The organism is Erwinia billingiae Eb661 (genome assembly GCF_000196615.1).
GTDB classification, from domain to species: Bacteria; Pseudomonadota; Gammaproteobacteria; order Enterobacterales; family Enterobacteriaceae; genus Erwinia; species Erwinia billingiae.
Map to the genome: position 1 here is coordinate 4,611,578 of NC_014306.1, position 14,584 is coordinate 4,626,161.

Sequence of the window (14,584 nt, forward strand, 5' to 3'; positions counted from 1 at the left end):
CCTTATTGCGTCGCGAGAGGTTTAACGAAGCGATCGGTAACGTAATCGCTGTAATCGGTGGCCGCCTGCGGCACCTTGCCCTGCTCTTTCAGGAATTTAGCGGTATCGACAATCGCCTTATCGACCGGCTTCCCGAGTTGTTCAACCTGCTGCTGGGCGGTGAGATAGGTATTGCCTTTCACCAGACCGGGAACCTGTTGTTCCGGCACGCCGCTCAGACGGGACAGTTTGCTCAGGTTGTCGCCCTCTTTCAGCCACTGCTCGGGATTATCGAGATAGCCTTTCTGTGCCGCGAGCGCGCTGCGGGCAAAGGCGGTGACCACTTCCGGGTGTTTCTGCGCAAAATCTTTACGCACCACCCAGACATCCAGCGTTGGCGATCCCCATTTCCCGACCTGATCGGAATCGGTCAGCACCTTGCCGGTTTTTTCCAGTTCGTTAACCGCAGGTGCCCAGACGTAGGCGCCATCGATGTCGCCACGCTGCCAGGCAGCAATAATGGCGGGAGGTTGCAGGTTGATAATTTGCAGCTGATCGGGACGGATGCCCCAATGCTTCAGCGCGGACAGCAGGCTGTAATGGGTGGTGGAGATAAACGGTACGGCGATGCGTTTACCGATCAAATCTTTCGGGGTTTTGATGGTGTTTTTCACCACCATCGCTTCAGAGTTACCCAGCTGAGAGGCCAGCAGGAAGACTTCGATCGGTACCTGCTGGCTGGCGGCTACGGCCAGAGGGCTTGAGCCGATGTTACCAATCTGCACATCGCCGGAAGCCAGCGCACGCACCACGCTCGCGCCGCTGTCGAATTTACGCCAGTCGACTTTCGCCCCGCTCTCTTTGGCAAAGGTGTTGTCGGCCTGAGCGACTTTCGCCGGTTCGGCAGACGTTTGATAGGCTACAGTGACATCCACCGCCTGGGCGCTAAGCGCCGACAATCCGAGTGATGCTGCAATAAGAGTAAGAGTGAATTTTCCTGCCATGATGTCTTCCGCCGCACGTTATTGTTTGAATAACGCCTTTGTAACCGACAGTGACCATCGCAAGAAAGTAATTAGAAATTATCTGTTATAACCTTTTGTCCTTAGATCAAATGCGGGGTTTCTTAGTCAGAATCCGGGTTTAGCCCATAAAAAAACCACCGGCAGAGAAAGTGCCCCTTCAGGGAGCTGCCTACCTGCCGGTGGTTCATGTTGCCGGGCGGGGAATTAATGCCAGATCAGCAGCACGCAGGCCGCGGTCAGGATCCCCATAAAGACATTGAATATCGTCCACGCGCGACGGCTGCGCAGAATACGGCCAATCAGCGAGCCAAAGCCCAGCCAGATCACGCCGGATACCACATTCACCAACGCCATCCCGGCGCTGATGGCGAGCACCGAACCGCGATAGGCTTCACCGGCGAGGCTAAAGCTGGCCACCGCGCCCAGCGCCATCAGCCAGGCTTTCGGGTTAATCAGCTGCAGCAGGCCGCCTTGCCAGAACGGCATCGGCGCGGCGGGTGCCGTTTCGGTGTCCAGTTTCTCGTACTTCGCGCTGGCGATTTTCCATGCCAGCCACAGCAGATAGGCACTGCCGCCAATTTTCAGCACCAGATGCAGCGAAGGATAGAGCAGGATCAGTCCACCAATGCCAAAGGCCACCATCAGCAGCATCACCTGCATGCCGATCATGATGCCAATCAGCAACCACAGCGAGCGCAGAAAACCAAAGTTGGCGCCGGAGGCGGTGAGTAACATATTATTAGGGCCTGGCGTGATGGCAGCGACCCATAAAAAGCCTAACATCGATAAAAACAAACTCAGTTCCATATGAAACGGGTGCTCCTCACCCCCTGACCAGAAACGAACTTGTCGAAGCTAGCAATGTGACAGAGATCCTACAAGCATTTTGAACATGAATTTTAATCACTCAGCAGCCGCCTCTTTTCAGCCCTTAACCGGCATGAGCAATGCGCACCTGCAAACGCTTCTGCCGCGCCTGGTTCGCCGTCGGATTACCTTAAAACCTCACTGGCAGCGCCTGACGTTGCCGGACACGGATTTTGTCGATCTGGCGTGGAGTGAAGACCCTGCGGGTGCCAGACACAAACCGCGGATGGTGCTGTTTCACGGTCTGGAAGGCAGCTTTCACAGCCCCTATGCCCACGGGCTACTGGAAAGCTGTAAAGCGCGAGGCTGGCTGGGTGTGGTGATGCATTTTCGTGGCTGCAGCGGCGAACCGAATCGCCTCAACCGGATTTATCACTCTGGCGAAACCAGCGATGCCACCTTCTTCCTTAACTGGCTGCGTGAAGAGTGGGGTCAGGTTCCCACCGCGGCGGTTGGGTTTTCGCTGGGCGGGAATATGCTGGCCTGCCTGATGGGCGAGCAGGGCAAAAACTGCCTGCTGGATGCGGCGGTGGTGGTATCGGCCCCGCTGATGCTGGAACCCTGCAGCCAGAAACTGGAGCAGGGATTTTCCCGCGTTTATCAGCGCTATCTGCTAAACCTGCTGAAGCAAAACGCTGAACGCAAACTGCTTGCCTGGCCCGGCACCTTGCCCATCGATCTGACTGAACTCCGGGCGCTGAAAAAACTGCGGGATTTTGATGATGCCATTACTGCCCGGGCGCACGGTTTTCAGGATGCGACCGATTATTATCGCCGCTGCAGCGCGATGCCGCGATTGCCTGGCGTGGCGAAACCGCTGCTGATCATTCACGCCAAAGACGATCCCTTTATGACCCGCGAGGTGATCCCCGCGGCCGATCTGCTCCCTGCTTCAGTGACCTACCAACTGACCGAACATGGCGGCCATGTAGGATTTGTCTGCGGCACCTTACGTAACCCGCAAATGTGGCTTGAGCAACGCATTCCTCAATGGCTTTCAACCTGGCTGGACAACTAACGTGATTATTCCCTGGAAAGAGCTCGACGCTGAAACCCTCGATAACCTGATTGAATCTTTTGTCCTGCGTGAAGGCACCGACTACGGTGAGCAGGAACGCTCGCTGGAACAAAAAGTGAAGGATGTTCGCCGCCAGTTAAGCAGCGGCGAAGCGGTGCTGGTGTGGTCTGAACTGCACGAGACGGTCAATATTATGCCACGGGGTTCCGTGACCGGTTAGAACGCGGCAGACCGCCATGGCCGGGGTCGATCGTTGCCGGTTCTGGCAGCCAGTGACGCGGCGGCCAGACGGGAACGAAGCAGTACGTCACGCTGATTGACCCGCGTCAGGTTTCCGGCTCGCATCACCGCTTCACCCTCGATAAACACATCGGTGACTTCGTGTCCGAGCGCGGAGTACACCAGCGCGGAAACCGGATGATGGATCGGCGTCATCGCCGGATGATCGGTTCCGATAACAATTACATCGGCTTTTTTCCCCACTTCAAGCGATCCCACCAGATGGTCCAGCCCGATGGCGCGCGCGCCGTCAATGGTCGCCATCTCCAGCACTTTTTCAGCGGTGATAATGGTCGGATCGCGATGGACGCCCTTCTGCATCAGCGCGGCGGTTTTCATTGCCTGGAACAAACTGTGGTTGTTACTGCTGGCCGGGCCATCGGAACCCAGCCCGACGGTCAGACCGGCGGCCAGCATCTCCGGGATTGGCGGAATGCCGGACGCCAGATAGAGATTGCTGCACGGGTTATGCGAAATCCGCACATCGTGATGTTTCAGCGCGCGGATATCCCGCGAACTGCACTGCACGCAATGGACGGCCAGCACATCCGGCCCGAGAAAGCCGATGTCGCTGAGGAATTCCGTATCGCTGCTCTGAAAACGCAGCTGCGCCTGGGCAATCTCAAAGTCGGTTTCCGCCACATGGGTGGTGATCAGCACGCCGGTTTCATTGGCCAGCGCCCGCGTGCCGCGCAGGACTTTCTCATCCAGCGCCCAAATCATACTCGGTGCCAACCCGACTTTGACCCGCCCATCCGCACGGTGATAGCGGTGGATCACCTGGCGGGCATCGGCCAGCGCCGCTTCGGGGGTTTCAATCAATTCGGCAGGAATGCCGTGCTCTTCACCGGTGGTGAGGAATCCCCGACAGACGTGGCCACGAATGCCGCTAAGCTCAAAGGCTTCAATCACTTTGGCGGTCAGGCCTGGCCGTGGATGCGCATACATAAAATCCACCAGCGAGGTCACGCCCGAGCGGATGGACTCCACGCAGCCATGCAGCGCGGCGGCGAAAACATCCTCTTCGGTCAGCGCCACGGCGCTCGGCCCGGTCATGCAGGTGAACCACTTTTTCAGCACCATATCATCGCCCAGCCCCTTCAGCAGCGTCTGGAACAGATGCGTATGGGTGTTCACCATGCCGGGCATAATGATGCTGTCACGGCAATCAATGATCTCGGCTTCCGGGTTCGCCGCCTGCAGCGTTTCCCGCGAGCCGATGGCGGCAATGCGATCGCCGCTGATTAACAGGCTGGCCTGCTGGTAGATATCCCGGTCGGGATTCATCGTGATGATCCAGCCATCAGCAAGAATATAAGACAAGAGGCCCCCTTAAAGCTGCGGCAGCAGTTCGGCTGAACTGACGACGAAACCGAAACATTGCTGCACGTTGTACAGCGTGGCATCCAGGCAATACGCCGGGGACGTGGTCGCGCTGCAGTCTTCCAACAGCAGGCAGTCGTAGCCGTGAAAATTGGCGTCCTGCAGCGTACAGAGCACGCACTGATCGGCATTCACGCCGGCAAACAGCAGCGTGGTGATGCCCATATTGCGCAGCACGCTGTCCAACACGGTGTCCTTAAAGCCGGACATGCGATATTTACTGATGCGGATGTCATCCACTGCCGGCGTTAACTCATCGATGACCTCGGCGGCCCAGCTTCCTTCCTGCAATACCGGTTCACCCGATACCGGCAGCGGATCGCCCAGCCCCACGCTTGCGCCGTCGCCGTTATAGACGTGCAGTAACGCCGGGCTGAGATTGAGCTTGTCGGGCCGGTTTCCCCAGTTAAGCCAGACCACCGGCACACCCGCTTCACGCAGCGATGGCAACAGGGATTGCAGCGGTGCAATCGGCGCACGCGCCGGCGTCACATCGACGCCAATGTGCCCCAGCCACCCCTCGGGATGACAAAAGTCATTCTGCATATCAATCACCAGCAGCGCGGTGCGCTGCAAATCGAAGGTGATTTCTCTGCCACGGCTGAGCAGGCTAACCGGATGGCAGGAAACCGGTGGCCGCACCATGTTGACCTCGCTGGCCGACACGCGCCATTGGTTGTGCGCCGCACTTCCCAGGGGATTCAGTCCTGACATATTAACTCCCGCTTAATACACGCAAATCTTCTTCATCCAGCGCCATCGGCTGGCCGCTGTGGATCAGTTCCGCAAACCCTTCGTTCGGTGTCATCACGGTCAGGGTGTACAGCTTGCCGCTGCCGGTATTGCGGATCAGATGTTCATTACCCGGATGCAGCAGCAGCGCATCGCCCTTGCCGATGGTCACCTCATCGCCATTGCAGCTCGCCACGCCCTCACCTTCCAGCACGTAGAAGAACTCGTGAGCATGGGCATGTTCATTGGGTGGCGTTGCGCCGCCGACGGTAAAAATCTCCACCACGAAGATGTTTTCAATACCGTCCTGCTGCTGGTCGAACAGCACCGCAAAGTAGTTGGTGTCTTTCGGGCTGATGCGGAAGACCTGAGCCTCCGCGGGGTTAGTCAGGCGGAAATTTTTCATCCATTACTCCTTGCGATAGGGTTGAGTTAACGCCGCAGGCTGCACCGTGCGTCCAACGACGCCCGACATGGCGAGGATCGTCAACAGATAAGGCAGCGCCAGCAGCACCTGCGGCGGCAGGCTGCTTTCAAACAGCTGAAGCGACAGTTGCAGCGCATCCGCCGCACCAAAAATACAGGCGGCAATCAGCGCTTTAACCGGGCTCCAGCGGCCAAATATGACGATGGCCAACGCGATAAATCCCTGGCCGCTGACAATATTGTCGCGGAACAGACCAATCTGCGCGGTGACCAGATAGCTTCCCGCCAGGCCCGCGCCCAGACACGAGAGCAGTACGCCCCAGGTGCGGATGCGCAGCACGTTGAGGCCCGCGGCATGCGCCGCCCGAGGGTTTTCCCCGACGGCACGCAGCGAAAGGCCGAACCGGGTATGGAACAGGCCATAGTGCGCAATGCCGACTAACAGCAAGGTGAGATACAGCGGCAGAGGCTGGGAGAACAGCACCGGCCCGATGCCCGGCAGCGTGGAAAGACCGGGAATATGGATGGCGTTAAGCATGGCAATGGTGGGCGAAGAGCTGTCGCCCATCACCAGCGAGTAGGTCCAGGTTGCCACGCCGCCGGCGAGGATGTTAAAGACGATGCCAATGACGATCTGGCTGGCATGCGCCCGTAAATAGAGCGCGGCCAGCAACACCCCTACCACCAATCCGGCCACGCCGCCGGCGATAAAGCCCAGCGCGGTAGAACCGCTGTAGACGGCGGTCATATAGCTGGCCAGCGCCCCCATCAAAATGGTGCCTTCAAGGCCAATATTCAGCACGCCCGAGCGCTCAGCATAGATTTCGCCGAGGGCTGCCAGCAATACCGGGCCGGCCAGGCGCACCGCTGCCGCCAGCCAGGTGACAATAAACGCCGTATCGATATGCATCAGTGCAGTCATGACTTCTCCTCCATCAGAGAAGAGTGCGGCGAACGAGCAGGCCAGCGCAGACGGTAATAGCGCAGGATATCGCCCGCGAGGATCAGGATAACCACCAGGCTTTGCAGGATAAGCACCACCGAGGTGGGCAAGCCCGTCTGGCGTTGCATCGCGCTGCCGCCAACCTCAAGCCCGCCATACAAAATGGCGGTTGGGATCACCAGCAACGGATTGAGTCTGGCAAGCAACGCCACCACCACGCCGATAAATCCCACGCCGCCCGATAAGCCTTCCATCAGACGATGCTGCACACCCAACACCGCACACAGTCCCGCCAGTGCGGCCAGTCCACCGCCCAACAGCACCGCCTTCATTTGACGGCTGGCAACATCAATGCCGCTGTAGCGCGCGGCTTTGGGATTGAGTCCGCTGACAATGATTTCAAAGCCCGCCGGCGTCGCCCGGATCAGCCACCAGACGTACAGCGTGGCGATAAGCGCGATGCCTAATCCCCAGTGCGCCCGCATACCGTCCATAATAAACGGCAACCAGCTCTCTTTCGGCAGACGCGGCGTTTGCGGCAGATCGCCCATCGCCCGCATCGGCCCGGAGACCAGATACTGGATCAGGAAAATGGCGACATAGTTCGCCATCAGCGAGATCAGCACATCGTTGCCGCCAAACCGTACCCGCAGATATCCCACCCAGCCGGCCCACAGCGAACCGGCGACAAAAGCCGCCACGATAACGGCGGGCCAGTAAGCCCAGTCCGGCAAACTCCACGGCAAGCCCTGCGGCGTGCCGGCTAACGCCACCCAACTCGCCGCCGCGGCGCCCACTAAAAAGCAGCCTTCAAAGCCGATGTAGCCGAGCCCCGCGCGCCAGATCACAATCGTCCCGAGCGCAATCAGGATCAACGGTGTGGCCTGCACCAGCGTCTGCCCGATGCCACGCACCGAGCCGAACGCTTCGCTGAATAAAAAGCCATAGGCGCTGAGTGGATTGCCGCCGAAAGGGATAAACAGCAGTCCGGCGAGGAAAAAGGCCACCAGCATGGCGCCGGAGGTGGTGATGGCAATGGCGGTTGAGGAGTCGGCGGGTGCCAGTCGTTTTTCAAGCAGCCTGGTCATTGTCGGCTCCTGAAACAAGTTTGCCACCGGCCATCAGTTCGCCGAGCTTTTCGGCCGTGGCGTCTGAGGCATCGAGGATCCCGGCGATTTGCCCGCTGTACATCACCGCCACCCGGTCAGACAGGTTGAGGATCTCTTCCAGCTCGGCCGAAATCATCACGATAGCGCAGCCGCTGTCGCGTGCGGCCAGCAGCGCCTGCCAGACCGCTTCCACCGCGCCAACGTCCAGCCCACGCGTCGGCTGTTCCACCACCAGTAACTGCGGTTTACGGGCCACTTCGCGACCGAGGATCAGTTTTTGCAGATTGCCGCCGGACAGTTTTCCGGCTTCGAAGTCGGTATCCGGGGTGCGGACCTTGAAATGATTGACGATCGCCCGTGCGTGCAGCGCAATTTTCTTGTGGTCGAGCAGCCAGCCGCGAGCATGGGTAAAGGTTTGCTGCGCGCCTAACATGGCGTTATCCGCAATCGACAGCGAGGTCACCGATCCGACGCCCCGACGATCGGCGGGGATAAAACCCATGCCCTTCGCGCGTCGCCCGGCAGGAGACAGCTCGGTGATATCTTCGCCTCCCAGCCAGATGCGCCCGGCTTCCACTTCGCGCAGATTCAGTAACGCTTCAGCCAGTTCGGACTGCCCATTACCGTCGACACCGGCAATGCCTAAAATTTCACCGGCGGCCACTTTCAGCGAGGCTCGCCAGATTTTTTGCTGACCGGATTCGTCCCGCACCGCGATATTGTCGACGTGCAGCACCTCTTTTCCCGGCCGACAGGGCGATTTATTCACCCTCAGCACCACATCTCGTCCCACCATGCGCCGGGCAAGATCGGTTTCCGACGTCTCGCTGACCGCCACGGTATCGATCATCTTGCCGCCGCGCATCACCGAGACGCGATCGGCTATCGCCATAATTTCATACAGTTTGTGCGTCACAATGATTACCGAGCGCCCTTCGGCACGCAGTGATTTCAGCGTGGCAAACAGCCCTTCTTTTTCCTGCGGTGTCAGCACCGCGGTGGGTTCATCAAGGATCAACACCTGGGCATCGCGATACAGCAGCTTGAGGATTTCAACCCGCTGCTGCACGCCAATCGGCAGATGCTGTACCTTCGCCCAGGGATCGACCGCCAGACCATGACGATCCGACAAGGTCTGCAAACGCGCCGCCGCCGTGCGTAAATCCAGCCGACCGCTGCGGGTCTCTTTCAGTCCGAGGATCACGTTTTCCACCACGGTCATCGGCTGCACCAGCATAAATTCCTGATGGACCATGCCGATGCCACAGGCAATGGCATCACCCGGATCGCGCAACGTCACCGGCTTACCTTCGATAACGATCTCGCCTTCATCGGGCTGATACAGGCCATAGAGGATCTGCATCAGGGTACTTTTCCCGGCGCCGTTCTCACCGAGCAGCGCATGAATTTCCCCGGAAGCCACCTGCATCGTCACACAGTCATTGGCCGTGACGCGCGCAAAACGCTTGGTGACCTTATTGAGCGCGACACGGACTGACGGAGTTGATGCCATATCAAAAATCCTTTGCTCACACGTTAGGAACGATGCTGCCGTTATCCAGCTGCTGCCAGATGGCGGTAAACGTCTGCCAGGCCTCGGCGCTGACCAGCTTGCTGTTGTATGGCTCGCTGCCGTAAACCACCGACCAGGCTTTGGCGACCGTTGGCGACCACTCTTTGCCGCCCATAAAGCGTTTACTGGCGACCGAGTGGCCGACTTCTTCTACCATCCAGTCAAGGTTCTGCTTCAGGCTGCAGGCGATATACGCCGGCGCCACGTCCTTCTGATCGGCATAACAGCCGATGGCCTTGACCTTCGCCGCCGCCGCGCCTTGCAGCGCCCCTAAGCCGGTCACATCGGCGGTATGCCAAATCACATCCGCACCGTTGCCGATCAGGGTGGTGGCCGCTTCCCGACCTTTGGCCGCATTGTCATAATCGCCGGTTACCACGCCCAGGCCTTTTACTCCCGGACGCGTTTTCTCCGCGCCGGCAATAAACGCCCGCATCATCGCCTGCTGCGTCGGGTTATCCCCGCCGCCGACAAAGCCCACCGCCTTGCCCTTATCGGAAATCAGCGCCGCCAGCGCGCCGGCAGCATAAGCCGACTGCAGGTAGGCCAGATTGACGTACTCAACGTTGGCAGGTGCTTTGCTGTCTGGCTTGAAGGTCGACGCAAAGAAATAGGTGTCCGGATAATCAGGGCCGACTTCAGCAAAGGCCGAGCCGTATTCGAAGCTGTGTCCGATAATCAGCGAATAGCCGTCGTCGGCATAACCGCGGATAGTCTGTTCCATCTGCGCCTGCGGCACGCTTTCGCTCCAGGCAACGGTGAAGCCCTCTTTTTTCAGGGCCTGTAATCCCTGATAAGCGAGCATGCTCCAGCCGCCATCGGCGACGGAGCCGGGTAATAACAACGCGATCTTAATGCTTTTATCGGCCGCCAATGCACGCTTCGAAAGTAACGGCGCCAGAGCCGGTAACATCACCGCACCCGCCAGCATTTTTGCAAATCCCCTGCGACTTACACCTGCCATTTTTTTGCCCCCTCAACTGAAGATTGTTCAGTTATGCCGCGATTTTCGTTACCTTAAAAGCACATATTTTCGTACTCATTGATGCCTTAAAGGCAACGCAGGAGTTTTGCATGTTGCAACACCGGCTCTGGACCTACCTGGATGAAGTGGCGCGCTGCGGATCGATCCGCAAAGCCGCAGGTCGGCTGCATATCTCAGCGTCGGCAATCAACCGCCAGATCCTCGCGCTGGAGGAAGAACTGGGCACGCCGCTGTTCCAGCGCTTGCCGCGTAAAATGGTGTTAACCGCGGCGGGCGAAGTGTTGATCCACCATGTGCGGCAGACCTTTAAAGAGCTGGAATGGGCGCAGATTAAGATTGAAGAGCTGAAGGGATTACGGCGAGGCGAAGTGACGGTGGCGATGATGAGCGGGCTGGCCGCCAATTTGATCCCGCGAATGGCCGCTGAATTTCGCCGGGCAAATCCGCGGGTGAAACTGATCCTCCGGCAGATGACCACCGGCGATGACATTACCGCCGCGGTGGGATCCGGTGAGGCCGACCTCGGGCTGGGGTTCGATTTTGACCTGCCGCCCTCGTTGCGCATGCTGGGCAGCGCCGTCGGCAGACTGGGCGCAGTGGTTGCTCCCGGCCATCCGCTGGCCGATAAAACCAGCCTGAGGCTCAGCGACTGCGTGCCTCATCCGCTGGTGATTGCCGATAAGTCGATGGTGATCCGCCCGTATCTGAATGAGCTGTTTGCCCGGGCGATGGTCACCGTGCATCCGGTAATTGAAACCAACTCAATCGAAGTGATGCGCCAGGCGGCGATGTTCGATCAGGCGCTGACCTTTTTAACGCCGTTTGATATCGAATTCGATCTGCGCAGCGGGCGTTTGATGTATATCCCGGTACGTGAACTGTCGCAGCAGGCACAAACGCTGATGCTGATTGGTCACGACCGGGGCACCAGCGCGATCGGCAGCGTGCTGGCAGAAACCATCAAAGTGATGATGGGACAGATGGCGTAACGGCGTTGCCGCGAAGACAACGCCCGTGGACCTTTAGCGCTGGAAAGGAGGTTGATAAGCCTGCACTTCCTCAATCAGCCGGATCAGGGCCTCAGCCGCCCGATCGGTTTCAATCTTACCGCGTTCAGCATCTGCCGCCGCCGCATTGCCGGTGGTGCCGGACGGATGCAGATCTTCCGCCATCCAGCCAAAGCCGACGCCGCCTTCCGGGGTCAGAATACCGCCCGTTTCCGCCAGCGCCACCGAGGCGGAAACAAAGTTCTGCGCATAGTCCATCTGCACCAAATCCGGGTGCAGATGCAGCATCACGCTGGTTTCGGACTCCCCGCCGTGAATGCCGTGCTGTAACTCCTCCGCGCTAAACAGGTCGGAAGAATCAATGGTGCGGAACCAGCTGGCGCCGACCGCAAACAGATCGAGTTCGATGCGCAGCTGGCGACAGACGATTTCCATCAGCTGCGGTTGCCCACCATGGGAATTCCAGAAAATCAGTTTACGGATCCCGGCACGCCAGGCGCTTTTCGCCACCTCAAACCAGACTTTACCCAACACCTCATAAGGAAGGGTTAAGGTGCCGGGAAAATTGAGGTGCTCATCGGATTTCCCCACCGGCAGCGCCGGGAGGATCAGTACCGGCAAATCCGCCGGCATTAACTCGACCGCGCGCGCAATAATGCCCGCGTTGATGGCGGCATCCACCCGGACCGGCAGGTGCGGACCATGCTGCTCGACGGCGCCAATCGGCAGCACCGCGATCACTTTATCCATGTCCAGCTCACTGAATTCTCGGGTGGAAAGATCCCACCACCAGCGTGACGACGGCATATTCATCTGGCACCTTCTCCTGCATCATTTTTGTCAGTCTGCGGATATTCGTGGCCGAATTGAAGCAGCAAAAATGCGGCGCAGCGTTGCTTTTTTGGCATCAGAGAGTGGCAAAGATGACACCCGTGCGCGAAACATGGTACCAATGCGTGATCGATGTGACTTTACTCAGGGAGGTATGCGCATGTCAGCCAAACATCCGGTTATTGCCGTCACCGGCTCCAGCGGGGCGGGAACCACCACCACCAGCCTGGCCTTCAGAAAAATTTTCCAGCAGCTGAATCTGCATGCCGCCGAAGTCGAAGGCGACAGCTTTCACCGTTATACCCGTCCTGAAATGGATATGGCGATCCGTAAAGCGCGCGATATGGGCCGCCATATCAGCTATTTCGGCCCGGAAGCCAATGACTTCGCCCTGCTCGAACAGACCTTCGCGGAATATGGCCGGTCAGGCAGCGGCAAATCCCGCAAATATCTGCACACCTATGATGAAGCGGTACCCTGGAATCAGGTTCCGGGAACCTTTACGCCGTGGCAACCCCTGCCGGAACCGACCGACGTGCTGTTTTATGAAGGGCTGCATGGTGGCGTGGTGACGCCGCAGAACAATGTCTCGCAGCAGGTTGATTTGCTGGTTGGCGTGGTACCGATCGTTAACCTGGAGTGGATCCAGAAACTGGTGCGCGATACCAGCGAACGCGGCCACTCACGCGAAGCGGTGATGGATTCGGTGGTGCGATCCATGGAGGATTACATCAACTTTATTACGCCGCAGTTCTCCCGCACGCACATTAACTTCCAGCGCGTGCCGACGGTGGATACCTCTAACCCGTTCGCGGCGCGCGGTATCCCGTCGCTGGATGAAAGCTTTGTGGTGATCCATTTCCAGGCGCTGGAAGATATCGACTTCCCGTATTTGCTGTCGATGCTGCAGGGATCCTTTATCTCGCACATCAATACGCTGGTGGTGCCGGGCGGCAAGATGGGGCTGGCGATGGAGCTGATTATGGGGCCGCTGGTGAAGCGTCTGATCCAGGGTAAGAAAATAGAGTAAGCCCCGCGGGCACGGGGCTTAGGGCGGCGATGGGATGACTTACGCCGGTAACTCAATCACTTCATAGCTGTGGGTGATTTCCACGCCCTTGCCCAGCATCAGTGCCACCGAGCAATATTTCTCCGCGGAGAGATCGACGGCACGCGACACCGCTTTATCGCCTAAGGCCACGCCGGTGACGATAAAGTGCAGATTGATGTGGGTGAACAGGCGCGGGGCCTCTTCACGGCGTTCGGAGCTGAGCTTCACTTCGCAATCCTTTACGTCGTGGCGGCCCTTCTGCAGAATGGAAACCACGTCGATTGCGCTGCATCCGCCCGCGGCCATCAACACCATCTCCATCGGGCTCGGGGCTTTATCGCCCGCATTTCCGTCCATCAGAACCTGATGCCCGGATGAGGATTCTCCCAAAAACGTTAACCCTTCAACCCACTTGACTCGAGCCTGCATAACAATTTCCTCTAATTCATTCAGTTATCGCCAGATTACGCTTTAGGCAGAAAAACGGCAATGCGGCAATTTTCGCACTATGCTGAAGCGAGACAACACAAGACACTCGTTGAAAGCTGTGCTACAAACAAAGCTGTAATATTTTCGTCAGTACTCTACAGGCACGACGAAACGAATCGCATAACGAGCCAGGCTTTTAACAGAGGCCCGAATAAATTTCCTGATGGGAAACGCTTGACTATTTCAACGCCTGGCAGGGAACTCTGCCCCTGTATTTAGGCACGATTACAACAGAGGATAACAGCGAATGGTTCTCGGCAAACCGCAAACAGACCCGACACTTGAATGGTTCCTGTCTCATTGCCATATTCATAAGTATCCATCCAAGAGCACGCTGATTCATCAGGGTGAAAAGGCAGAAACCCTCTACTATATCGTCAAAGGTTCAGTAGCGGTGCTTATCAAGGATGAAGAAGGCAAAGAGATGATCCTGTCTTACCTCAATCAGGGCGACTTTATTGGCGAGCTTGGCCTGTTTGAAGAAGGTCAGGAGCGTAGCGCGTGGGTACGCGCGAAGACAGCCTGTGAAGTGGCTGAAATCTCTTACAAAAAATTCCGTCAGCTGATCCAGGTTAACCCTGACATTCTGATGCGCCTGTCTGCACAGATGGCGAATCGCTTGCAGGTCACTTCTGAGAAAGTGGGCAATTTAGCTTTCCTCGATGTGACGGGTCGCATCGCGCAGACCTTGCTGAACCTGGCAAAACAACCGGACGCCATGACGCACCCGGATGGGATGCAGATCAAGATCACCCGCCAGGAAATTGGGCAAATCGTTGGCTGTTCTCGTGAAACAGTGGGACGCATTTTGAAGATGCTGGAAGATCAGAACCTGATCTCGGCACACGGTAAAACTATCGTTGTCTACGGCACTCGCTAATCGGCTC

16 protein-coding genes are annotated in these 14,584 nt (G+C 58.0%); 5 read left to right on the plus strand and 11 right to left on the minus strand.

Annotated features, from left to right (window positions below):
* Positions 1 to 2: 2 nt before the first annotated feature.
* Together tauA and EBC_RS22490 are read right to left on the minus strand one after the other, a co-directional pair.
* Positions 3 to 983, minus strand: a complete 981-nt coding sequence (gene tauA, locus EBC_RS22485) for a taurine ABC transporter substrate-binding protein (RefSeq protein ID WP_013204160.1) — start codon at positions 981 to 983, stop codon at positions 3 to 5.
* 225 nt (positions 984 to 1,208) lie between these two features.
* Complete coding sequence (locus tag EBC_RS22490) at positions 1,209 to 1,811, minus strand: LysE family translocator (RefSeq protein ID WP_013204161.1); 603 nt, start codon at positions 1,809 to 1,811, stop codon at positions 1,209 to 1,211.
* Positions 1,812 to 1,896: 85 nt separating this feature from the next.
* On the opposite strand from EBC_RS22490, the gene EBC_RS22495 reads away from it, so the two are divergent.
* Together EBC_RS22495 and EBC_RS22500 are read left to right on the plus strand one after the other, a co-directional pair.
* Complete coding sequence (locus EBC_RS22495) at positions 1,897 to 2,889, plus strand: hydrolase (RefSeq protein ID WP_013204162.1); 993 nt, start codon at positions 1,897 to 1,899, stop codon at positions 2,887 to 2,889.
* Position 2,890: 1 nt separating this feature from the next.
* Positions 2,891 to 3,109: a YheU family protein gene (locus tag EBC_RS22500; protein WP_013204163.1), complete on the plus strand. Its 219-nt coding sequence runs from the start codon at positions 2,891 to 2,893 to the stop codon at positions 3,107 to 3,109.
* Here the strand turns inward: EBC_RS22500 and EBC_RS22505 are convergent.
* From EBC_RS22505 to EBC_RS22535, 7 genes are read right to left on the minus strand one after another with little or no spacing between them, the layout of a single operon-like run.
* Complete coding sequence (locus EBC_RS22505; RefSeq protein WP_013204164.1) at positions 3,106 to 4,491, minus strand: amidohydrolase family protein; 1,386 nt, start codon at positions 4,489 to 4,491, stop codon at positions 3,106 to 3,108. The two genes, EBC_RS22500 and EBC_RS22505, sit on opposite strands and share 4 nt — an antisense overlap.
* 9 nt (positions 4,492 to 4,500) lie before the next feature.
* Entirely contained in the window at positions 4,501 to 5,265 is a 765-nt protein-coding gene (locus EBC_RS22510; protein ID WP_013204165.1) for a cysteine hydrolase family protein, read from the minus strand.
* Position 5,266: 1 nt separating this feature from the next.
* A complete protein-coding gene (locus EBC_RS22515; RefSeq protein ID WP_013204166.1) occupies positions 5,267 to 5,689 on the minus strand; it encodes a cupin domain-containing protein in 423 nt (140 codons plus the stop codon).
* Between the two features lie 3 nt (positions 5,690 to 5,692).
* Positions 5,693 to 6,631 (minus strand): ABC transporter permease, encoded by a 939-nt coding sequence (locus EBC_RS22520; protein ID WP_013204167.1) that lies wholly within the window; start codon positions 6,629 to 6,631, stop codon positions 5,693 to 5,695.
* On the minus strand, positions 6,628 to 7,740 hold the full coding sequence (locus EBC_RS22525; protein ID WP_041692143.1) for an ABC transporter permease: 1,113 nt from the start codon (positions 7,738 to 7,740) through the stop codon (positions 6,628 to 6,630). The genes EBC_RS22520 and EBC_RS22525 overlap by 4 nt, the downstream gene beginning before the upstream one ends.
* Positions 7,724 to 9,274 (minus strand): ABC transporter ATP-binding protein, encoded by a 1,551-nt coding sequence (locus EBC_RS22530; protein ID WP_013204169.1) that lies wholly within the window; start codon positions 9,272 to 9,274, stop codon positions 7,724 to 7,726. The genes EBC_RS22525 and EBC_RS22530 overlap by 17 nt, the downstream gene beginning before the upstream one ends.
* A gap of 16 nt (positions 9,275 to 9,290) precedes the next feature.
* Positions 9,291 to 10,298, minus strand: a complete 1,008-nt coding sequence (locus EBC_RS22535) for a BMP family protein (protein WP_041692144.1) — start codon at positions 10,296 to 10,298, stop codon at positions 9,291 to 9,293.
* Between the two features lie 110 nt (positions 10,299 to 10,408).
* On the opposite strand from EBC_RS22535, the gene EBC_RS22540 reads away from it, so the two are divergent.
* The gene (locus EBC_RS22540) at positions 10,409 to 11,308 is read left to right on the plus strand and encodes a LysR family transcriptional regulator (protein WP_013204171.1); all 900 of its coding nucleotides are present in this window, start codon (positions 10,409 to 10,411) and stop codon (positions 11,306 to 11,308) included.
* 33 nt (positions 11,309 to 11,341) lie between these two features.
* On the opposite strand, the gene EBC_RS22545 is transcribed toward EBC_RS22540, so the two are convergent.
* On the minus strand, positions 11,342 to 12,139 hold the full coding sequence (locus EBC_RS22545; RefSeq protein ID WP_013204172.1) for a creatininase family protein: 798 nt from the start codon (positions 12,137 to 12,139) through the stop codon (positions 11,342 to 11,344).
* A 178-nt stretch (positions 12,140 to 12,317) separates the two neighbouring features.
* Here EBC_RS22545 and EBC_RS22550 point away from each other — a divergent pair, with 178 nt between their 5' ends.
* Positions 12,318 to 13,187, plus strand: a complete 870-nt coding sequence (locus tag EBC_RS22550; RefSeq protein WP_013204173.1) for a phosphoribulokinase — start codon at positions 12,318 to 12,320, stop codon at positions 13,185 to 13,187.
* Between the two features lie 39 nt (positions 13,188 to 13,226).
* On the opposite strand, the gene EBC_RS22555 is transcribed toward EBC_RS22550, so the two are convergent.
* On the minus strand, positions 13,227 to 13,637 hold the full coding sequence (locus EBC_RS22555; protein ID WP_013204174.1) for an OsmC family protein: 411 nt from the start codon (positions 13,635 to 13,637) through the stop codon (positions 13,227 to 13,229).
* Positions 13,638 to 13,944: 307 nt separating this feature from the next.
* Here EBC_RS22555 and crp point away from each other — a divergent pair, with 307 nt between their 5' ends.
* The gene (crp, locus tag EBC_RS22560) at positions 13,945 to 14,577 is read left to right on the plus strand and encodes a cAMP-activated global transcriptional regulator CRP (RefSeq protein WP_005969523.1); all 633 of its coding nucleotides are present in this window, start codon (positions 13,945 to 13,947) and stop codon (positions 14,575 to 14,577) included.
* Positions 14,578 to 14,584: the final 7 nt, after the last annotated feature.